The organism is Idiomarina sp. X4 (assembly GCF_002808045.1).
GTDB lineage: Bacteria > Pseudomonadota > Gammaproteobacteria > Enterobacterales > Alteromonadaceae > Idiomarina.
Genome location: NZ_CP025000.1, coordinates 780665 through 802915, shown reverse-complemented (window position 1 = coordinate 802915; position 22251 = coordinate 780665). Strand labels below are relative to the sequence as shown.

Here is a 22251-nt window from a genome sequence, read left to right as displayed (position 1 = left end):
AATGACAGAAAATGACGTTCAAGAACGTAAAGGTATTCGGCGATTGCAGAATGTGCTTGTCGTTGCGGTATTTTTGCTGTTGTCAGCAGTAGCCGTAAGAATGTTGCTTATTGATGAGCCGCAGCACTGGCGGGAAACGGAGAAAGACGTCGCATTATCGACGTTTTCAGAAGCGGTGAGCTTAGTTCGGGCTGAGTGGTTGCGGCAAGGAAAACCCGGTGTTGTTGCGTTATTTGAACGTGCCGATTCACCGGCAGGTTTTATTAAGGTGAATGAAAAAGGATGGCCGTCGGCTGATAATGACTGCTTGGTTTTGTGGAGCAAGTTAGGTGGCGAAATACCCGCTAGCGCGCTAAGTGCGAAAAAAGATGAAAATCGCTGTTACTTTGCCATTAATGAGAAACCATGGTTCTGGTTTGATACAGATCAAGGTCGGATACAGCGAGAAAAAGGCCGGTAGGCATTGTTGAGAACTTGTTATAAAATGGATTTATAGAGGCTAATTATGAGTGGAAACATGGGCAATAGACAGAAGAGACAACAGGGTTTCACCATTATTGAACTGATAATTGTCGTGGTGATTCTCGGCTTGCTTGCCGCTGCGGCGATTCCGCGCTTTACGGACGTTTCTTCTGATGCCGAGGATGCCGCGCTTGAAGGCGTTGCCGGAGGCTTTGCCAGCGCTGTTGGTATTGTTCGTGGCGAGTGGGAGCTGAGCGGACGACCTAAAGGGGCTGCGTCTACCGGTGCTGGCGCTGAAGTGTCGATGGATCAAGTGTTGCTTTATGTCGATGGCAACACCGGCTATCCGGTGAGTGGCAATAATAACGCTGCGCACGATGAAAATATTCAGGCATCTGACTGTGCAAGCATCATGCAATCAATATTGCAGGGTGCCCCGACAGTGTCGGAAGACTTTGCTAACCTGGAGGAGACGCGTTACTACACGTACGTGACGCAAGACTCGACAACTGGCAATGATATGTGTGTTTACTACTTGGCGAACACCATAAAAAATGAAACGAATGCGCCATCTGGTGATGATTATCTGACACTGGGCAACGCTTTTGTTTATAATCCACGTAATGGCGGCGTGAGTATTCACAGCAATAACCAATAATATTTTAAATCACAACTGAGAGCTTTAATTATGCGCAATCAAAAAGGTTTTACTCTGATCGAACTGATCATTGTCATTGTAGTTTTGGGGATTTTGGCAGTAACCGCCGCACCTCAGTTTATTAATTTTTCGAGTGACGCTCGTACTTCAACTATCGAGGGTTTGAAAGGAGCAGCTAAGGGAGCAAGCCAAACGGTTTACGCTAAATCTTTAGTTGCAGGTACAGACGATGAAGCGAGCGGCTCTATTAGCGATCCTGCGGTGGATACAGTATATGGTTATCCAGCTGCTACAGCTGCAGGACTTTACGCCGCGCTTGACGTTGATAGTGCAGATTGGGGAAATGTAGTTGCTGCTAGCTGGAGTGGCAATGCTGCGGTTACAGATGGCGACCTAGTTATTTTTCCTGCGGATTTAACAACAAGTGCTGACGGTAGCACGGATTCAGAGTGCTACCTGTATTACACAGCCGCAGCGGATGCAGATACAAAACCTGTTATTGGGACTGTAACGACTGGCTGCTAATTCGATCTTAGGAGCTCGCAGCTAGTTGCTGCGAGCTTTCCCCTAAAGGCCAACTATGAAGTCCCAAGGCTTCACCCTCATAGAGCTCATTATCATACTGGTTATTATCGGTATCCTAGCCGTATCTGCCAGCCCCATTTTTATTAGTGATTCCGGTACGAAAAGCCAAACTACACGTCTACAAGCGATGAGCATTTTGCGAGCTGTTCAACAGCAGGCGATGCAAGATACGGTGAACGACTATAGCGTCTCTGTGACAGAAAGCACTTTGGGTAACCCTCCGTACAGCGATGACAATAATCTTCAGCTGAGTAACTTAGATGACATCACGTTTTCGCCTGCAGACATAACAATAGGCTTCAATGCGTTGGGGCAGCCAACTGATGATTGTGCTGGTGGCTGTGCGGTAATCATTACTGAAGGCTCAGGCGTTAGCCGCACTATCAGCATTAATAAAGAGGGCTTTATTGATGCGCTATAAACAAGAAGGCGGGTTTACGCTTATAGAGCTCATAGCGGGCATTGTGGTTATTGCTATTGTGACGTTAGTCGTTACCGCAGGGTTAGGTCAACTGTTTCGGCAAAGTGTTGACCCCTGGCAACAGGTAAGAGCGACTGAAGTTGGGCAAAGCCTAATGAATGAAATAATGGCGCGCCGTTTCGATGAGAACTCCAATGTTGGAAACCAGTATGTCCGTTGCTCTGAAGGCTCGGGGAGCTGCACAACACCGGTGCCATGTCCCGGTGACGGAAGCACGCCCAATGCAGAAGAAGCTCAGCGCTCTCAATTTGATGATGTCGACGACTACAATGGTTTGAAGCTTAACGGCGCACAGCTCAGTGGCTCATCACCTAACCGTTATAATGGCTTTGAAGCCCTGGTATGCGTTGCTGAAAAAGAAGCGAATAAGTTGAAGAGAATTACAGTCACCGTTACAACACCACAAGACGAAAGTATTGAGTTCAGCTCCGTTAAGGGGAATTGGTGATGAGTCCGCAACGAGGTTTTACCTTAATCGAACTTATTATTGTTATTGTTTTGCTGGCAATCGTTGCGGGTTTTAGTTTCCAGTTTGTGGGCATTGGTGCACAAATGTTTAGCTCCGGCTCTGAACGTTTACAAACTATTGAGAAAAGCCGCTTTGCTATTGAACGACTGACCCGGGAAATACGCGGCGCGGTTCCAAATAGTGTCCGTGTGAGTGGTGAGTGTATTGAGTTTGTTCCCGCGAAAGTGGTGGGAGCCTACTACGACACACCGATTCGACCCGATTCATCGAATGAAATGACGTTGGTTACTTTTGCAGGAAGTCCAGACGCTACCAATATTGACTGGGGGCTCGACGGTACAGAGCGTGTCTTTATATATGCGACACGGCCTAATTATATCTATGCGGATACTCCACAGCGTTACGCTAATATTGACGGGGCTTACTCTTCTACCAGTGTGGATAATAACTTGCCATTAGAAGAAGGGAGCGAGTTTGCAAAAGAGTCCCCGTTAAAAAGAGCCTACATTGGCAGCACGCCAGTAAGTTTTTGCCTAAGCGTGGGAAGTCTGTTTAGAATCAGTGGCTATGGATGGAGTCAGGCGCAAACGGAGTGGACCAGCGGAGACTTGATGGCAACAGGGGTGAGCTCAGACGAACCTTTTGACGTCTCGGCGAATAACCAGCAAAGTAACAATATTGTCACCATTCAGCTTCAGTTTGGTGACAATGCGGAAGAGCAGGTTTTCTATTATCGCGAGGTGCACATTCCCAATGCGCCATAACAGACTTTCTAAGCCAATAAAGACACAACGAGGCAACACCCTGGTTATCGCGGTGTTTGTGATTGTCGTGCTTGGAGGATTGGTTGCGGCACTGGCCAGTTTACTGAGAACCTCTTCTGAGAGCGTGGTCATCGAAGTGCTCGGTGCACGCAGTTATTTGGCTGCGCAGTCAGGTTTGGAGCAAGCGATGATGACGGTTTATCCTTTAGGCAGTGCTCCTGATACCAGTTGCGGTGTTGATGCGACTGAGTACACCTTTGCTGGCAATCAGAGTCTTGAGCAGTGCAGCGCGGATATTAGCTGTAGCAGTACTGAATATACCGATGAGTCGAGTACAACATATACTCATATCGTCATCACCTCGAGCGCTTTATGCGAGGCGGGTGAACAGCGAGCCTCGCGAGAGCTGCAAATAGAGACGCGGGTGGAGAACTGATATGAAGCGCTACGCCCTGTTGCTTATCTTTTTACTTAGCTTATTAACTACTTTTGTGGTTGAAGCTAAAAAATACAACTTACCAAACCAAAGCTTACCAGGCTGCACACAAAGCGGGACAACATACACCTGTGGCACCTTAACCCTTAACAGCGGCGATCAAATCGAAGTTACCGGTAACGAAGGCGTGGTCATTATTGTTGAAGCGGTCGACTTTGGTGAGGGTGTCACCATAAACAGTAAAGGTCCTTCGCTCGACATGCAGTTTCTGTCCGGAGGGCAAACCACTATCGGATCGAACAGTTCGGTCAATGCGTCGTTTGATAGTGATGGCGATGTTGTTATCAGTGATGGAACAACGGTGACCGGAGATATCAGTTCCAACGGTAATATTACCTTAGGTGATGACGTTACTGTGGACGGTGATCTCAGCGCATCAGGAACCGTGACTATCGGTGCTGACAGTACAGTGAATGGTGACGTCAACGCGCCGGTAATTAATAACAACGGTGGATCCATCAATGGCGAAACCTGTAATACGCCCGGTAATGTGGGCGACTGTTCGCAAACACTCCCTGAGACCATTGGTTACTGGCATTTCGATGAGTTGAGCTGGAGTGGTGTTGCCGGAGAGGTTATTGATTCATCCGGTTACGGTTACAACGGCACTGCAATCAGTAACGCATTCACGTCCGGCTTTAACCCCGCCCTCGAATTCAATGGCGATAGCACCTGTCGTTATGGTCGTTTTGACGGTAGTAACCGAGTTCGGGTACCTAATGTCAACGAAGCGATTAGCTCAAACACGGTGTCGGTTGCGTTTTGGTTTAAAGGTGCTGCTGAGCTCCAGAACCCCAATGACAGTTATCAAACGATGTTACTGCTGGGTGAGGGAACAACGGAAACCGCTGCGGGGCGATTTGAGGTCTACCGGCAAGATGACTCCGATGGCGGTGGCTTGTATTTTGAAGTCCGTAAAAATAACGGTGACTTACTGACGATTGAAGCCGGTAACACCAATAATGGCAGTGAGAGCTTATTTGACGATGAGTGGCATCATTTAGCGGCCAGTTATAATTCCGATAACAACGTTCTGTATATCTATATTGATGGAGAATTGATTGATACGAACTCGTATGGCGGTGATACGAAGCTGAATGATAGCGTGCAACCCACCCTCTATATTGGCGGTCAAAGTGGCCCTCAGAACAGTTTTCGGGGCGAAATTGATGAGGTTTATGTCAGTAATGGCGTCTTTACTACAACAACCGCTGCAATTTTGTACTATAAAACACGACCATGCGCTTACGCTCGTCCGCAGTGTTCTGACGTTTGGCCGCAAGCGTTTAGTCCGTTAAACGATGTGCCGCTTCCCTTTGATTTACCTGACCGAGAGCTTAACTCTCAGTTACCTGAGATTTTACAACCAACAGATTACTTGCGTGTTGGTGACTTTGGTGATGTTGGCGAGGACTACTCGACGAACGGACAAACCTCCAGAGTTTATATCGATGGCGACCTAACCATTCAGTCTGGGCGTCGAATTAATATGGCGGGTGAGGCGAATGAACTTATCTTGATAGTTACTGGAGACTTATATTTAGAAAGAGATGTCGAGATTAACGGGTTCATATACGTAAGCGGAAATTTGTTTTTTGAGCGAAGCTTTTGGTGGTGGAATAGAAGTAGCATCGAAGGTGGCTTAAGTCTTGATGGACAAGCATCGGCTTATGGTTTCTTTGGCTTTTTTGCGCCTAGCATTGAGTATCGTTCACCGGCAGAGCCACTCGACGGCGGTAGCTTTTGTAATGCGGGAGATGTTGAACCACCTGTAACAGCGCCTCACCACTATCGTCTATCGTACACAAGTCCGGTACTGACCTGCGAAGCGGCAGACGTAACCGTTGAAGCGTGCGCTGACGCGTCCTGCTCAAGTTACGCTTCAGTTTCCAGTTCCGTGTTTTTATCAGAAAGTGCTGGTGACTGGAGCCAAAACCCGGTCTCAGCGTCGCCATTAGCAACCACGCAGCTAAGTCAAACTGAAGCGGGCACTTATACGCTTGCAATAGACGACATACAAACCATGCCGGGAGCGCTGAATCCATCCCAGTGCTATGTGAATGGAGACTTTGATGCAAATTGTTCTATTGCCTTCAATGATACTGGCCTCAAATTTGATTCTATCGGCACGCAAACAGCAGGTGATAGCTTTCTTACTAACTTGTCGGTTGTACGGACGAACGACATCACGCGGGCGTGTGAGGTGATTGCCGAACAAATTACCCAGGTAGACATGGGGATGCATTGCTTTAACCCTGGGAGCTGCAGTGATTTTAGTGAGTTTCCGTATGCGCAAATGTCTATTGAGCAGCAGCTTATTAACGAGCTTCAGGAAGACGGTTCAGGTAGCTTTACCGGTTGGACTCCAGTAACCACTAATTTTCAGGCTGGCCAGCAAGCGTTAGAAGTTCAGTACGGCGACGCGGGTAAAGTAAGCTTAAGGGCGAAAGCGCAGCTACCGAACGGTAAAGTGATTGAAGGCGTGTCCAATGAGTTTGTTTACAAGCCGGCAAGCATCGGTATGGATACGGCGAGCACTTATAGTGGTGACATTCTAGCGAAAGCCGGAGAGCCATTCTTTGTGGCATTGCAGGCATTAAATTCAGATGATCAGGTCACGCCAAATTTTGGGCGTGAAACACCGCAGGAGTCACTGGACTTGGCGGTGACGGTTGACGCTGTCGCGCCTGCTGAAGTGAATGGCCAACTCGATAACAACGCTAGTTTCAGCGCTCAGAGTGTTGGAAACATACGTTTTGAAAATGATTCAATTTCATACTCTGAAGTGGGCAGTGCGAAAGTTACCGCGAAAGTAGCGGACGCCAACTACTTAGGTGCTGGTCCTGTTACAACCGAACATATTATCGGGCGATTTATTCCCTACGAGTTTGAGCCTTTAACTGCTGAATTCTATGGAGCCTGCACTGATTCTTACTACATGGGGCAGGCTCAGCCTATCGTTCTGTCAGCGCAAGCGGTTAATGCCGCAGGAGATCTGACTCTAAATTATACCGGAGCGTTAGCAAAAGCGACGCCGCTATTCTACGCCTATGATTCATCTGAAAATCAACTCGCCAATCATAACGTCAGTTATGACGGGGTTTGGGAATGGACTGATGGCGTCGGCCAGTTTACCGGAAGTGCTTCAGTAACGGTTTCCCGTTTAAGTTCGGGACAACCCGATGGACCGTTCAGAGATTACATTCTGGGCTGGCAACTTGACGACCAGGAAGATGATAATTTTTACTCAACGCTTCAAAATAGTGTTCTACCGATTTCTCCGGGAGCTGCGGAGTTAGATACGGCAAACCTTTACTATGGTCGTTTCAGTCTTCAGGACACCTATGCGGCAATGGATGATGTGATGCCAATTGCCGGCGCAGTGGAATATTGGGAAAGCGGCGAGTTTTTTGTAAATGACGGTGATGACTGCACGGCTATTGAGAGAGATGCGGTCAATCTGATTGATGAGTCAATGGCAAGTCTGGAGCCTGAACCGGTTAACGTGCAACTGACTAACGGTTTGTTAAGCTCGCCGGATAAAGATATTAATGAGTTATTCCGGTGGGTATCCTCGGGAGATGACGAACCTTATTCGTTTGGTTTTGAGGTAGAAGTACCTGCTTACTTGCAATATGACTGGTCGGGAAATGGCGCCTATGATGACAACCCTCAAGCCGAAGGCACCTTTGGTATTTACCGTGGGCGAGATCGCCAGATTTACTGGCGTGAGTTAGGATGGTAGTATTCATTTAACGAATAATCGACAATTCGGTGACAATGCCTCTTGCTCTTTTGTTAACAAGCAAATAGCATAAAGCAGAGTTTAAACAAAAAATGCGCGACGTTGACGAACGTTCATTATTATTACAATAACGATAGCGCGATGACGGCTTTGGCTTTTACGCCGCTTTGTTATTTTTTCAAGCTTGGAATGGAAACATGATGCGATTGGCTCGACTGGCCTTAATTATGGCCTCTACATTGACTCTCGCCTCGACGGCTCTTGCTCAGCAAGAGATGACCGTCGAAGAAATTACAAATCAAATTACAAACTTAGAGAGTGAGTTTGATAACTTTTCTACGACGGTTAATACGTTACAGCAGGAGGAGCGAGAGCTTAGAGAAAAGCTTCAGTCCCTACGTGAACGTAACCAGGAATTAGAAGAGAAAAGAGAGTCTGCACTGGCGGAAATGAATGACCGCTATCAACGCTTAGTGGAAGATCCTACCATTGATATTGCTGGGGCTCAGGAAGCCTACAAGCAAGCGGTTATGGCTCACCAGCAAAATAAAGAAGACATCAAACAACAAGTCAGCTTGGTGAACCAAAAGTCTAAAGAAGTTGAAGAGGCTCGAGTCAGCAAGCACAGCTTGATTAACGAAATTGAAACGTTGAAAGAGCAGCGCAACATTGCTCGTGTTGACCGTCTTGAAAATGAGTTTAACCGCTCAGGCGAACTGGAAGTTAGCCAGTCGATTAGCTGTGACCGAAATGAAACTTTGGGTCAGTGTGAAAACCGCGGCAAGTTGATGGCAAAACAGAAAGCGTCTAAGCAGTATCTTGACGAGATTCTGACAAGCTTAAGCGAGTCGTCGCTGGCGCGTGAAAATCTGGAAAAAGCCAGCCCGAACGTTCAAATTCTAGGCTCTAAGACAATCAGCAACGGCTTTAGCGGTGCAGGTAACTACGGCGTTAAACTGGCAGTAGAGCTTCGTGGACAGTTACCACAAAGCCAAGCCTGTACATTACTTGACGTTGATATGCGTTATTGCGCAACGGAACAAAGGCCGGGGGAGTTGCAGGCGGGTGATGAAGAAACGGTTGATAGCTCCGTCATGCACCCGTTAACAATACGTTCAAACGTTTACGACGATGAAGTTATCATTGATGGTGTTAGTTATGGCTCGACACCTATCGAAGTGATGTTGCCAGGTGGCGAGCATGAAGTCGAAGTCCTGAAGTATGGCTATTCAGCCTATGCAGAAAAAATTCGCCTGAAGGATGCTATGTCGATTCGAGCGGATCTGGAAAAATCTGAGTATTCATTTACTCGTGGCGAGAAAATTCAGGATATCTTATATCGCGATGTTAGAGGCCCGGAGCTTGTTGTCGTCCCGGCGGGAAAGTTCAAAATGGGCGACTTGGTTGGTAATGGCTTGCCGAATGAACGACCAGCTGAAACTCGCGAAATACCGAACGCACTCGGTATTACTGATACTGAAATCACGGTTAAGCATTTTAGAGACTTCGTTGAAGACACTGCCTATGTAACCGACGCAGAGAAGCGCGGAACCTGTGCAATACTTAAGAATGGTCGTCCGGAGTTCAACGAAAAACTTAGCTGGAAGAATCCTGGCTATAAACAATCTGATAATTCGCCTGTTGTATGCGTAAGCTATAACGATGCGAAGGCTTATGCTGATTGGTTGACAGCAAAAAGTGGATTTAAGTACAGCGTCCCGACCGAGGCAGAATGGGAATATGCTGCTCGTGCCGGAACGGAAACCGACTTCTGGTGGGGGAACGATGTCGGTTTTGGCAAGGCAAATTGCCGTAACTGTGGTTCAGACTGGTCGAATCAACGGCCTGCGCCAGTGGCAAGTTTTCACCGTAACCCTTGGGGACTATTTGATACCGTTGGTAACGTCTGGGAATGGGCGCAAACTGACAACGGTGTTGTTGTTAAAGGCGGTGCGTGGAACTTTACACCAAGTCTTGCCCGAGTTTCGACAAAAATGGAACTTCCGGCAGATTTTAACTCTAACTACATTGGATTCCGTGTTGTAAGAGCGCAGTAAGTACTTACTGTGCTCTTTGCTGTCACTCTGTTAGCTTTATAAGTAGGGATATACCGCTTCATGTTTAAAAAAATTCGCGGCCTTTTTTCAAACGATTTATCTATTGACCTTGGTACCGCCAACACCCTCATTTACGTTAAAGACGAAGGCATTGTTCTAAACGAGCCTTCAGTTGTAGCAATACGTCAGGAACGCTCAGGCGGACCTAAGTCTATTGCTGCCGTTGGTTCAGCTGCTAAGCAAATGTTAGGTCGTACCCCAGGCAACATTCGTGCTATTCGCCCAATGAAAGACGGTGTTATCGCAGACTTTTATGTGTGCGAAAAAATGCTTCAGTTCTTTATTAAGCAAGTGCACGACAGCCATTATTTCCGTCCAAGCCCGCGAGTTCTAGTGTGTGTTCCTTGTGGTTCAACCCAGGTAGAGCGACGCGCTATTCGTGAATCAGCGTTAGGCGCGGGCGCTCGTGAAGTGTACTTGATTGATGAACCGATGGCGGCAGCTATTGGTGCAGGCTTGCCCGTGTCTGAAGCAACCGGTTCCATGGTTGTTGATATTGGTGGCGGTACAACCGAAGTCGCTATTATCTCACTGAACGGTGTGGTCTATTCGTCATCCGTTCGCATTGGTGGTGATAAGTTCGACGAAGCCATTATCAGTTATGTTCGTCGTAACTTTGGCGCACTGATTGGTGATGCTACCGCAGAGCGCATTAAACATGAAATTGGTTCAGCGTTCCCGGGCGAAGAGCTGAAGGAAATTGAAGTGCGGGGTCGTAACCTAGCTGAAGGTGTACCACGCTCCTTTACACTGAACAGCAATGAAATTCTAGAAGCGTTACAAGAGCCGCTCATGGGTATTGTGAGTGCGGTTATGGTCGCGCTAGAGCAGTCACCGCCAGAGCTCGCGTCTGATATTTCAGAGCGCGGTATGGTGTTAACCGGTGGTGGCGCGCTATTAAAAGATTTAGATCGCCTGCTTGTCGAAGAAACAGGCATTCCGGTAATTATTGCTGATGACCCGCTTACCTGTGTAGCGCGTGGTGGTGGTAAAGCATTAGAAATGATCGACATGCACGGCGGTGATTTATTCAGTTATGAGTAAATCATGAAAACGCTGTTTGTCCGCGGCCCGTCTTTACTCTCCAGGCTAGTGCTCGCACTAGCCTGTTCGTTTCTGCTCATATTTATTGATCACCGGTTGCAAGCCATGCAGCCTGTTCGCGTGTTTCTTAACTCACTCGTTGCGCCTGTTCAGTATTTAGCCATATTGCCCGAACAGTTATTGGATAACTTTTCGGAGTCGGTAAAAACCACGGAGCAGTTAAGTGAGGAAAACCAAGCGTTAAAACAACGAATACTCATGCTTCAGGGGCAGCAGCAGCAATTACAATTCCTGAAAAACGAAAACCGCCGCCTTAGAGAGTTACTCGGTTCGGACGCACGCGAGTCTGCCCGAAGAATGGTTGCCGAGGTGATAGCCGTTGCGTCTGAGCCATTTTCGCAACAGTTGGTGATTAATAAGGGAACCTTAAGCGGTGTGTACGAAGGTCAGCCGGTATTAGATAGCAGCGGGATCATTGGACAAGTCCAGGACGTTGGAGGGAGTACCGCGCGAGTGCTACTTATTTCCGACCAAAGTCATGCTATTTCTCTGCGCTCAGAAAGAAACGACATTCGAGTGTTAGCCCAGGGTACAGGGGATATTGGTCGTTTAGAGCTTATGTTCATTCCGCACAGCACAGAGTTGCGAGAAGGCGACCTGCTGATGTCGTCCGGTCTGGGTGATGTGTTTCCTGAAGGGTATCCTGTCGCACGTATTGCCAGCATAGTGAGGGATGAGTCACTGCCGTTCGCTACAGTGTTCGCCGATCCAGTAAGCGCCTTAGACAGAGTGCGAAATGTCTTATTATTGTGGCCAAGCGAAAGTAAGCAACAGCCGATTTATGAGGACGAGGAATGAAGCTCTTGAAGCCGGGAATAGTGACTCTGCTCGTTACCTATGTCATCGCGTTAACGTTAATGGTCATGCCAATGCCGGCCACCTTCGACGTGTTTCGTCCGGATTGGGTAACGCTGGTCATGTTGTACTGGGTAATTGCTTTGCCTCATCGGGTAAGCATTGGAACTGCACTCATTCTGGGCGTGCTAAGTGACGTTCTTCTGGGCTCTATCGTCGGCGTGCATGCATTAGGCATGGTCGTTGTTGCCTATTTAGCGGCTAGAAACTTTCAGCGTATTCGTAATTTTGCCCTGATACAGCAGGCCGTTGTTATTGCCGTTCTGATACTCCTGAAACGCTTCATTATCTTCGAGGCAAACGTCTTTCTGCACGACGCTGAATTTACGTTATCGTATTTTTGGCCTGTATTAACCTCGGCTGTTTTCTGGCTTTGGGTATTTCCGTTGTTGCGTAAAGTTCGCCGCCAGTTTGGGGTGTCATAATGCGTATTGTCTTAGCTTCCTCGTCGCCTCGTCGGCGCGAATTATTGAACTTCTTGCATCGCCCGTTTGATTGCGATGTGCCCGATATCGATGAAATTCGACAGAGCAATGAGAGTGCTGAGGGTTACGTGCTGCGGCTGGCGAACGAAAAGGCATTAGCCGTTGCGACGCGGCAGTCTGATGAGTGTCTCGTTATTGGCTCGGACACGTTGATTCGGTGTGACCAAGAGGTCATGGAAAAGCCGTTGGACTTTGAACACTTTCAGAAAATGATGCGTCAATTGTCCGGACGTACTCATGAGGTACTGACATCGGTCGCCGTTTGCCACTGGGATGGGCAGAGTTTAGTGGCGAGTGAATCAACATTGGTTACCACAAGCGTTGAGTTCGCCTTGCTAACAACCGACGATACCGAAAGTTACTGGGCAACCGGAGAGCCTCAGGATAAAGCGGGTGGCTATGGTATTCAGGGGTACGGTGGCAAATACGTGAAACGAATTGAAGGTAGCTACTTTGCAGTGGTTGGCTTACCTTTATATGAAACAGAGCAATTACTTCGCATGTTCGAAGTAACAGGTGGTTGAGATGAGCGTTGAAGTTCTCATGAACGTTACACCCACGGAAACGCGGGTGGTCCTCGTTGAAAATGGCATTTTGCAGGAAGTTCATATTGAACGGCAGGCGAAACGAGGTCTGGTGGGTAACATCTACATGGGAAAAGTGTCCCGTGTTTTACCGGGAATGCAGGCGGCCTTTATCGATATTGGTTTGGATAAGGCGGCATTCTTACATGCGTCAGACATTGTGGTACAAGTTGACGGAGACGACCTTCCTCAGCCGGACCGACCTGAAAGAGATATTACTGAGTTGGTTCATCAAGGCCAGCAAATTATGGTTCAGGTCGTCAAAGACCCTTTAGGTACGAAGGGTGCGCGACTGACTACTGACATTACCCTACCGTCGCGCTATTTAGTCTTCATGCCGAAAAGTGACCATGTGGGTGTTTCGCAGCGCATTGAAGAAGGCGAAGAGCGTGATCGCTTAAAAGAAATAGCGGAGTCGGTTAGCACTGAAGACGGTAAATTTATTGTTCGTACAGCGGCAGAAGGGGCCTCTGAGCAATCGTTAAAAAGCGATGCGGACTTTCTTTTCCGACTTTGGGAGAAAATTAAAACGCGCAAGAAAAGTCAGCGTAAAGTTGGCATGTTGTATGAAGACTTAAACTTGTCCTGTCGTGTGCTGCGTGACTTTGTCGGTGAGGAAATCGAGCGCATTCGGGTAGACTCGAAAGTGACTTTTGACACCCTGAAAACCTTCACCAAAGACTTTATTCCCGAATTAACAGGTGTGCTGGAGTACTATACCGGTGATCGGCCTATTTTTGACCTGTTTGATATTGAAAATGAAATGCAGCGTGCCCTTGACCGCCGCGTTGACTTAAAATCGGGGGGCTCGTTAATTATTGATCAAACTGAGGCGATGACGACCATCGATATCAATACCGGTGCTTTCGTCGGCCACAGAAACCTCGAAGAGACCATATTCAACACCAATATAGAAGCGACTCAGGCAATAGCACGACAACTGCGGTTGCGGAATTTGGGTGGCATTATCATTATCGACTTTATCGATATGCGCGACGAAGAACATAAACGGCGTGTCTTACACAGCCTGGAGCTTGCCTTGTCAAAAGACAGGGCGAAGACCACGATTAACGGTTTTACGACGCTCGGACTGGTTGAGATGACCCGTAAACGAACCCGCGAAAGCCTCGAACACGTGCTTTGTTCCGAGTGCCCCGTTTGTCAGGGGCGTGGCACGATGAAAACCGTTGAAACCGTTTGTTACGAAATTATGCGAGAGATTGTGCGCGTGCATAAGGCCTACGAGGCCGACAAATTCGTTGTTTATGCGTCAGCTAAAGTCAGTGAAGCATTAGTCAACGAAGAATCTCATGCGTTAGCTGAACTTGAGCTGTTTGTTTCACGTCAAATTACCGTACAGACCGAACCTCTGTATAATCAAGAGCAATTTGACGTGGTAATGATGTAGGTTAATGCAAGCACTGTCCTGGGTACTAAAAAAACTGTGGCTACTACTGGCTATTGTGCTGGTACTGGTTGCTGTTGCCCTGAGTTTGCTTCGCTATAGTCTGCCGTATCTGCCAGACTTAACTCAGCCCCTCGAGAATGAACTAGAGTCACGCTTCCAGCAACCTGTCAGTATTAACGATTTGTCTATGGCATGGACTCAGCAAGGGCCGTCTATCGTACTCGAAGACCTCTCATTGTCACCGACAAACGATGCAAAGGTGAAGTTTAATGTTGCGCAAGTGTATGTGGTTTTAAACTTCTGGCAAAGCATTGTTCAGCAGCAATTTGTGGCTGAAGAGTTTATCTTGGATAACGCCAATATTGCCGTTGATCTCAGACAGCTAACCGATGTGCCAGGGAATGACACATTAGATATTGATAATCTCAGTGAGTTGTTTCTACATCAGTTAGAGAAGTTCTCAATACACCAGGGACAAGTCTTTCTGACTAATTTAAGGGGAATCACCCGAAGAATTGAGCTCGAACGTTTGTCCTGGGTTAACGAAGGATCACGGCACCGCGCGGTCGGTAGCCTAAGGATGGACGACTTCGCGACCAACGCCCTGGATATCATTGTTGACCTCAATGGTGATACTTGGTCGGAATTAACGGGTCAGTTCTATGTGAATGCACAAAACATCGATATTAGTCCTTGGCTGGAGGAGAGACTGGGTGATATCGACGTACAGGAGTCGGATGTCAACTTTACTGCCTGGCTGGATATGCAAAATGGTGAGCTATTTGAAGGGCTTCTGCAGCTTCGTCAGAACCGTATAACCTGGCAGTATAAGGACGCTGGGCAAACGCATTGGTTGGATATTCCTGGTGGAAAAGTCATCTTGAGGCCGCAGGAAGATGGTTGGCTAATGAATAGTTTACCAATGACTCTGGAGTCTTCTTCGGGCAGTGTTCGGGTTCCGAGAGTTGCCTGGCAAAATAAGAACAGTATTCACGATATTAGTGTTTCAAACGTCAAGCTAGACGATGCTACATCATTGTTTACGCTGTTGCCGTTTACTTCCCAGGAAGTGGTGAAATGGGTTAAGAGAACGGGGATTAATGGTCAAGTCGATGGTCAATATCGGTTACATCCCATCACAGGAAGCCAGTGGCGTGTTGATGGCACCGGGCTGTCTATCGAAGGTGGTAATAATACACCCAGTGTAAGCGGTTTACACGTGAGTGTGAGCCAAATGAATAATCAGGCTCAATGGCATTTGTATGGTAGTGGTGTCTCAGTGGCAAGCCGACATTTGTCCTCAGAACATGCCTGGGCTATTAACGAACTGGATTTATCCGGAACCTGGAGGGCCAATGATAACGGCTGGTCAGTTTCGTTAACGCAAATGCTGGCACAAGTAAACGATTTAACCTTGCGGGGAAGTGCTCAGCTATCCTCAGATAGCGTGAATGGTAAACCGTCTATTGATTCGTTTATTTACTCGACGGCGCCGTTTTCCGTAGAAACGGCTCGCAAACTGTTGCCTAAAGCGATGGGCGATGGTGTGCATAGCTACTTAAGTGAAGCTATGCACGCAGGGCAATTAAGTGGCATTGAAGCAGTGTGGCGAGGCGATATTGATAGCTTTGCTAATGCCAGTCTGGCATCGGTGTTTAACGCTCGCGCGGACTTCGAATCGTTGGACTTTAAGTTCCAGCCTGATTGGCCGGTCCTTGAAAAAGCGCCTATTCACCTGGACTTTTACCAGAATAGTTTGCTCATGTACGCTGACAAAGCTGTTATTGGTTCAGTTAATGTCGACAACGTTTCTGCTCGAATTCCAGATCTCACCGACGGTAACATTGGACTGCAAATAGAAGCACGAGCGTCGGGCGATGCTCAGCAGGTCTATAACGTATTCAAGAATTCGCCTTTAGATTCGGTAACAGAAACCTTTAATCAACTGAATCCGCAAGGGCAGGTGACCGGGCAAGTAGCGTTGGATATTCCGTTTGATGAGTCTCGCGAGGTTGGCGTATTTGTTGAAGCGCCATTGGCAGGCGTTCAGGTAACAATTGATGCAATAAAACAACGATTCAGCATCAATGAAGGGAAGTTGACCGTCAATAACGCCAGCGTTAATACCTCAGATTTGATACTGAGTTGGTACGGTATGCCTGTGACAGCTTCCGTTGAGGGAGATTCGAAAAATGACGGCTATGAATTAGCCATTAATACGGAGTTAGACTGGCAGACTGAACCGTTATTCAAACAGTTTCCTTACGACCAGTGGGAGGAGTTCTTTTACGGGGCGGTTAACGGGGAAAGCCGGGTGACGTTGCAGTTTACCGGTGACTCTATGAAGGTTGATGCTGAAGGACAATACGACCTAACCGGTTTAGAAACGTATTTGCCGAGCCCGTTAGAAAAGAGTTTTGGTGAAGGTTGGCAGTTTTATTTCTCCTTAAATGGCTCTGGCGATAACTATACAGTGACTGGGCGCATTGACGAAAGAGCGCGTTTTGAAGGCCGCTGGCGATTGGATATGCCGGGATGGCAAAAAGCGACATTAGCGGTTGGTGAAGATAGTCAGATTGAGGATGCGGGCAGTGGATTCACTGTGTTGGCTAAGCTTGGCGACGCCGATATCGGCCGTTGGTATTCACTTATTTATGCGCTTGGAAGTGGTGGTTCTTCAGTGGGGGATGCCAGCGCTGAAGCACACAACCCATGGTTGCCCGATTCAATCAGTGTTTCAGCGAATGAGCTGAAATGGTCAGAGCAAAGCTTTGGGGCTGCGAATATACGAAGCTGGCCTGAGGCAAACGAGTGGCAGGTTCAGGTTAATTCAGACAAAGCCGTGCTAAACGTCGGTATTCCTAATGAGTTTATGAAAAAAGGCATTGATGTCAGGGCTGACTACCTCGAGCTGTCCACCGATATTGAACTGCCAAGTTCTGACAATGATGACGAGGCGAAATGGGATTGGCTGGGGAAAGTGCCACCGGTCAATGTCAACTGCCGAAGCTGTCGAATTAACGAGCACAACTTAGGAGAAGTCGATTTAGCGATTTCTCCAATCGAGGCGTCCGCGCAGGCAAAAGGTTTTACGATTGACCGCCTAAACGTCACTCGAAATGGCGATCGTATTCAGGCTAACGGAGTGTGGCGCTATGAAAATGAACAAGCCTATAGTGAGTTAAACGGTCAATTAAATACCAACGATTTAGGTGAATTACTGCGTCAGTTTGGTATCGAAACAGCCATTCGGGATAGCTCCGCGGATATTAACTTCTCCCTGAACTGGGATGATCATCTGCATCAACCCAGCTGGTCTTCACTGGACGGGAATATTGCCTGGTCATTGGGTAAAGGTTACCTTGCTGAAGTCAGTGATGGGGGGGCTCGTATATTCTCGATACTCAGTTTGGACAGTATTTTACGTAAACTGACGCTAGACTTCCGTGACATATTCTCTCAGGGTATGTTCTTTACCGAACTGTCAGGAAGCGCCGCCATAGAGGATGGTGTTGCTCAAACAGATGATGCCAGATTGCTTGGCTCCGCAGGCGATATGGATATTCGGGGCTGGACAGACATGACCAGCGGTGAACTGAATTATACGTTAACATACGCACCGAAAGTGACTTCGAGTCTGCCGGTTATTCTTGCCTGGATGGTTAACCCTCCAAGCGGACTGGCTGCGCTACTTATTGACAAAGTGCTGCATGACGCAAAAGTTATTTCAAAGCTACGCTATGAAGTGACCGGCACCATAGAGAATCCGGTTGTACAGGAAATAGAGCGTGACAGCCGCCCGGTTGATTTGCCAAAATTGGAGGAAGACCCCAAAGATCCAGAGGTAAACGATGAAAAAGGTGCAACTGACAGCGCTGCAAATGAGCAGCCGCTCTAAACCTGAAGACAACCTCGACATTGTCAAAAAGCTTCTTAACAATCTCCCGTCTGCCAATTACCCCCATCTAGTGGTTCTTCCTGAAGCCTTTGTCTGCTTTGGTGCTGGTGACCGAGCGCAACTGGATATGGCTGAAAACTACAAAGACGGCGATGTGCAAAGAGCGCTTTCTTCGCTCGCGAAACAGCACGGTGTATATTTGATTGGTGGTACCATCCCTATTGATGCGGGTGAACGCTTTTCAGCTGCATCGTTAATGTATTCGCCAACAGGAGAGCTTGTTGCGCGATACGACAAAATTCACCTGTTCGATGTGGATGTAGCTGATAACACCAAACAATACCGTGAATCAAAATGGACGAAGCCGGGTACGGAAGTGGTTGCAGTCGATACCGACTGTGGTGTTGTCGGTATGTCGGTATGTTATGATCTCCGTTTTCCTGAGCTGTTTAGGGCGTTGCGCGAGGCAGGCGCTAATATCATTGCTTTGCCGTCTGGATTTACCCAAGTGACCGGGAATGCACACTGGCATGCGTTGGTTAGAGCAAGGGCTATAGAGCAGCAGGCTTATGTGGTGGCCCCTAACCAAGTGGGTGTGCATGATAACGGACGCGAGACTTACGGGCATTCCATTATTGTCAGCCCGTGGGGTGAAATTTTAGCGGAACAGGCAAAAGGTGAAGGCATTATTTCGGTCGAAGTCGACTTAGACCGAACCGAAGAAATACGTCAACAAATGCCGGTCGCCAAACAAAACCAATTTGAGGTAGTAAACATACATGACACTAAATGATTATTCGTTGTCTGAGAGCGATATTAGTAAAGCGTTGGCAACGTTATACAGCGGTACAATTGATTTTGCAGACATTTATCTGCAACACAGTGTCAATGAATCCTGGGTGCTGGAAGACGGCATCATTAAAAATGGTGCGTTTCATATTGAAACCGGAATGGGCGTTCGTGCGGTGCAGGGCGAAAAAACTGGCTTTGCTTACGCTGATGAAATTACTTTGGAAGCGCTTAAGCGCACCAGTGAAGCTGCCCGCGGTATTGCCCGTCAGGGGCAGAGTAAGTCGGTAGCGGCGTTACAGTCTGTGCAGGCCACATCACGATATGAAGGCATTAATCCTTTAAATACGCTGTCGGAAGATGAAAAAATTGAGCTGTTAAAACAGACTGATGCTCATGCGCGTGCGCAGGACAGCCGAGTGTCGCAAGTGGTTGTCAGTTTAAGTGGCAGTTATGACGATGTACTGGTTGCTGCGACAGATGGCACCTTTGCTACCGATAAGCGCCCGCTTATTCGTTTGAACTGTTCGGTCATTGCGGAGCAAAACGGTCGTCGTGAGCGCGGTAGCGCCGGTGGTGGAGCGCGCGTTGGTTACGAATTTTTTATTGAAGACACAAACGGTAGTACACGTTGGAAGCACTTCGCCGAAGAGGCGGTTCGCCAGGCACTGGTGAACTTAGAAGCACGTCCGGCACCCGCAGGTAACATGCCAGTCGTTTTAGGAGCGGGTTGGCCAGGGGTGTTATTGCATGAGGCGGTTGGTCATGGCCTTGAAGGTGATTTCAATCGTAAAGGGTCGTCAGCTTACTCCGGTCGTGTGGGTGAAAAGGTGGCTTCAGAGCTTTGTACCATTGTCGATGACGGCACCATGAATGACCGTCGTGGCTCGATGACGATAGACGATGAAGGGACACCGAGTGGTTACAATGTTCTGATAGAGAACGGTCGCTTGCGTGGTTATATGCAGGACAAGATGAACGCACGGTTGATGAAACAAAGCGTCACCGGTAATGGTCGCCGGGAAAGCTTTGCTCATTTACCCATGCCTCGTATGACGAATACTTATATGCTGCCGGGCGAAAGTACGCCGGATGAGATTATCAGCAGTGTCAAAAAGGGCATTTATGCGCCTCAGTTTGCCGGCGGACAAGTCGACATAACCTCAGGACAGTTTGTGTTTTCAGCGTCAGAGGCTTACTTAATTGAAGACGGTAAAATTACCGCGCCAATAAAAGGGGCTACCTTAATTGGTAACGGACCTGATGCTATGTCACAGGTTTCTATGGTCGGCAATGACCTGGAACTGGACGCCGGCGTTGGTGTTTGTGGTAAGGACGGTCAAAGTGTTCCTGTTGGTGTCGGACAACCAACCTTGAAACTGGATTCAATGACCGTTGGTGGTACGGAGTAATTAAAGAATAACGCTGCGCAGATAAACAAATAGCTCTCGAGCCGCCTTAGGTGGCTTTTCCTGGGCTTTTTGCTGCTCAGCTAAGCGCATCAGCTGTCGAATTTTTTGGCGATCGGCCTGAGGGTAGTTTTCGATAAAGCTTTGCAAGGCCTCGTCTCCGCCGTTGAGGAGCGAGTCCCTGGCGTCTTCGACAGCGTGAAACTTAGTGGTTTCCTGCTGGTGCGCATTACGAAGGTCTGACAGCGCTTGTTCAATGGGCTCAATATCCCGAGAGCGCATCAGCTTACCAATGAATTGAAGCTGGCGTCGGTAGCCTTCGTGTTTATTACGAATTTTACGAGCCAATAATACGGCGTCACGAAGCTCGTCGTCTAACGGCATGCTCTTTAATTGAGCATCGCTGAGCTCGACTAAGTCGGTACCGACTTTTTGTCGCTCTGCCATTTCGCGCTTTTTTTGTGACTTACTGACGAAATCGTCATTGTCATGAGCGTCGATATCAGAGGATGGGTTTTGTGACTTTCGTTTCGACATAATTACAACTCGATTAGCGCTAAAGCCGCTAGTTTAGCAGTGAGGAGAGTTTTTTGATAGTACAACTGGATGACCTTAACAAAGAGATGGGGCAAGTCGAGGCTGCCGTAAAAGAGGCCTTGTCGCTGGCGAAACAAAAAGGTGCCAGTGATGCGGAATGCTCTATTAGTCAAACCTCAGGTATTTCTGTGGGGACTCGTTTGGGAGAGGTCGAAACCGTTGAGTTTAACCAAGATGGCGCATTAGGCATTACGGTGTATCGTGGACAGCAAAAAGGTTCTGCGTCGACAACAGATCTGTCAAAGGCCGCTATTGAAGCCGCTGTTGACAAAGCCTGTGATATTGCCCGTTTTACGTCGCCGGACCCCTACAATGGCTTAGCACCGTCCGAGCTTATGGCAACCGATATTGCGGATTTAGATTTGTGTCACCCGGGCGACCAAAGTGCAGAGTATGCTATTGAACAGGCGCTGGCGTGCGAAAAGCATGCATTGAACCTAGACGAGCGTATAGTGAATTCCGATGGAGCACACTACGGTAGTCACACCGGTTTTCGGGTTTATGGCAACACACACGACTTTATTGGTGGCTTCCTACAGTCTCGCCATAACTTAGGTTGTGCGCTTATTGCTCGTGAAGGCGATAAAATGCAGCGTGATATGAGTTATACCGTGGCGAGAAAAACATCTGACTTATGGACACCGGAAAAAGTGGCAGAAGATGCCGCTAACGAAACCTTGTCTCGTTTGGGGGCCAGACAGGTTCCAACGGCCAAGGTTCCGGTCATTTTTCGTGCTGATATTGCGGGTAGTTTGTTTGGGCATTTCGTCTCAGCCATTAGCGGCGGAAACTTGTACCGCAAGTCGAGCTTCTTACTCGATTATTTAGGAAAATCAGTGCTCCCGGAATGGCTGACTATTCAAGAGCGTCCTCATATTGTTGGCGGCTTAGCCAGCACACCATTTGACGCCGAAGGTCTTAAAACACAGGATAGAACTATTGTCGATAAGGGCGTATTGGAAACGTACTTATTGACCAGTTATGCGGCTCGTAAAATGGATATGCAACCGACCGGCCATGCAGGTGGTATTCATAACTGGCGGGTCAGTCAACAGGATAAGTCGCTACAGCAGCTTTGCCAGCAAATGGGAACCGGGCTTTTGGTGACTGAAGTCATGGGGCAGGGCGTTAACCTCGTTAACGGCGACTATTCTCGCGGCGCTGCAGGCTTTTGGGTCGAAAATGGCGAAGTTCAGTACCCAGTTGAAGAAGTCACAATAGCTGGCAACTTAAAAGATATGCTGGCGAACATCGTTGCTATTGGCAACGATACCGATGAACGACATGCATTGCACACTGGCTCTGTACTGTTAGAACAAATGAGTGTGGCAGGTCATTAGCCTGC

19 protein-coding genes are annotated in these 22251 nt (G+C 48.0%); 18 read left to right on the top strand and 1 reads right to left on the bottom strand.

Translation table 11 applies throughout. The annotated features are described in order from the left end of the window. The first annotated feature begins 1 nt into the window (after position 1). The 17 genes from CWC33_RS03840 to tldD all read left to right on the top strand — a co-directional run bounded on the left by CWC33_RS03840 (position 2) and on the right by tldD (position 20312). On the top strand, positions 2 to 460 hold the full coding sequence (locus CWC33_RS03840; protein WP_100690854.1) for a Type II secretory pathway component: 459 nt from the start codon (positions 2 to 4) through the stop codon (positions 458 to 460). 45 nt (positions 461 to 505) lie between these two features. Then, positions 506 to 1120 carry a prepilin-type N-terminal cleavage/methylation domain-containing protein gene (locus tag CWC33_RS03835; protein ID WP_232709836.1) on the top strand — a complete coding sequence of 205 codons (615 nt, stop codon included), beginning with the start codon at positions 506 to 508 and terminating at the stop codon, positions 1118 to 1120. 30 nt (positions 1121 to 1150) lie between these two features. After that, on the top strand, positions 1151 to 1645 hold the full coding sequence (locus tag CWC33_RS12760) for a type II secretion system protein (protein ID WP_100690853.1): 495 nt from the start codon (positions 1151 to 1153) through the stop codon (positions 1643 to 1645). Between the two features lie 55 nt (positions 1646 to 1700). Continuing rightward, positions 1701 to 2126, top strand: coding sequence for a prepilin-type N-terminal cleavage/methylation domain-containing protein (locus CWC33_RS12755; RefSeq protein WP_100690852.1), 426 nt, complete (start codon positions 1701 to 1703; stop codon positions 2124 to 2126). Then, positions 2116 to 2634 (top strand): type IV pilus modification PilV family protein, encoded by a 519-nt coding sequence (locus CWC33_RS03820; RefSeq protein ID WP_100690851.1) that lies wholly within the window; start codon positions 2116 to 2118, stop codon positions 2632 to 2634. Before CWC33_RS12755 ends, CWC33_RS03820 begins: the two co-directional genes overlap by 11 nt. Then, a complete protein-coding gene (locus CWC33_RS03815) occupies positions 2634 to 3419 on the top strand; it encodes a PilW family protein (RefSeq protein WP_100690850.1) in 786 nt (261 codons plus the stop codon). The genes CWC33_RS03820 and CWC33_RS03815 overlap by 1 nt, the downstream gene beginning before the upstream one ends. Further along, positions 3409 to 3855, top strand: a complete 447-nt coding sequence (locus CWC33_RS03810) for a Type II secretory pathway component (protein ID WP_100690849.1) — start codon at positions 3409 to 3411, stop codon at positions 3853 to 3855. Before CWC33_RS03815 ends, CWC33_RS03810 begins: the two co-directional genes overlap by 11 nt. Before the next feature lies 1 nt (position 3856). Further along, positions 3857 to 7660, top strand: coding sequence for a DUF6701 domain-containing protein (locus tag CWC33_RS03805; RefSeq protein WP_100690848.1), 3804 nt, complete (start codon positions 3857 to 3859; stop codon positions 7658 to 7660). Positions 7661 to 7857: 197 nt separating this feature from the next. Next, positions 7858 to 9717: a formylglycine-generating enzyme family protein gene (locus CWC33_RS03800; RefSeq protein ID WP_100690847.1), complete on the top strand. Its 1860-nt coding sequence runs from the start codon at positions 7858 to 7860 to the stop codon at positions 9715 to 9717. Between the two features lie 60 nt (positions 9718 to 9777). Further along, entirely contained in the window at positions 9778 to 10821 is a 1044-nt protein-coding gene (locus tag CWC33_RS03795; protein WP_058576770.1) for a rod shape-determining protein, read from the top strand. A 3-nt stretch (positions 10822 to 10824) separates the two neighbouring features. After that, positions 10825 to 11679 carry a rod shape-determining protein MreC gene (mreC, locus tag CWC33_RS03790; protein ID WP_088768955.1) on the top strand — a complete coding sequence of 285 codons (855 nt, stop codon included), beginning with the start codon at positions 10825 to 10827 and terminating at the stop codon, positions 11677 to 11679. Then, positions 11676 to 12161: a rod shape-determining protein MreD gene (mreD, locus tag CWC33_RS03785; protein WP_088768953.1), complete on the top strand. Its 486-nt coding sequence runs from the start codon at positions 11676 to 11678 to the stop codon at positions 12159 to 12161. The genes mreC and mreD overlap by 4 nt, the downstream gene beginning before the upstream one ends. Then, positions 12161 to 12745 carry a Maf family protein gene (locus CWC33_RS03780; protein ID WP_100690846.1) on the top strand — a complete coding sequence of 195 codons (585 nt, stop codon included), beginning with the start codon at positions 12161 to 12163 and terminating at the stop codon, positions 12743 to 12745. The genes mreD and CWC33_RS03780 overlap by 1 nt, the downstream gene beginning before the upstream one ends. 1 nt (position 12746) lies before the next feature. After that, complete coding sequence (gene rng / locus CWC33_RS03775; protein ID WP_100690845.1) at positions 12747 to 14213, top strand: ribonuclease G; 1467 nt, start codon at positions 12747 to 12749, stop codon at positions 14211 to 14213. Positions 14214 to 14217: 4 nt separating this feature from the next. Then, positions 14218 to 18111 (top strand): YhdP family protein, encoded by a 3894-nt coding sequence (locus CWC33_RS03770; RefSeq protein ID WP_100690844.1) that lies wholly within the window; start codon positions 14218 to 14220, stop codon positions 18109 to 18111. Beyond that, positions 18065 to 18904: a carbon-nitrogen hydrolase family protein gene (locus CWC33_RS03765; protein ID WP_232709835.1), complete on the top strand. Its 840-nt coding sequence runs from the start codon at positions 18065 to 18067 to the stop codon at positions 18902 to 18904. The genes CWC33_RS03770 and CWC33_RS03765 overlap by 47 nt, the downstream gene beginning before the upstream one ends. Beyond that, a complete protein-coding gene (gene tldD / locus CWC33_RS03760; protein ID WP_100690843.1) occupies positions 18891 to 20312 on the top strand; it encodes a metalloprotease TldD in 1422 nt (473 codons plus the stop codon). Before CWC33_RS03765 ends, tldD begins: the two co-directional genes overlap by 14 nt. Here the strand turns inward: tldD and yjgA are convergent, their stop codons facing one another. Next, positions 20313 to 20846 carry a ribosome biogenesis factor YjgA gene (gene yjgA / locus CWC33_RS03755; RefSeq protein WP_100690842.1) on the bottom strand — a complete coding sequence of 178 codons (534 nt, stop codon included), beginning with the start codon at positions 20844 to 20846 and terminating at the stop codon, positions 20313 to 20315. Positions 20847 to 20932: 86 nt separating this feature from the next. On the opposite strand from yjgA, the gene pmbA reads away from it, so the two are divergent. Then, entirely contained in the window at positions 20933 to 22246 is a 1314-nt protein-coding gene (gene pmbA / locus CWC33_RS03750; RefSeq protein WP_164976532.1) for a metalloprotease PmbA, read from the top strand. The last annotated feature ends 5 nt before the right edge of the window (positions 22247 to 22251 follow it).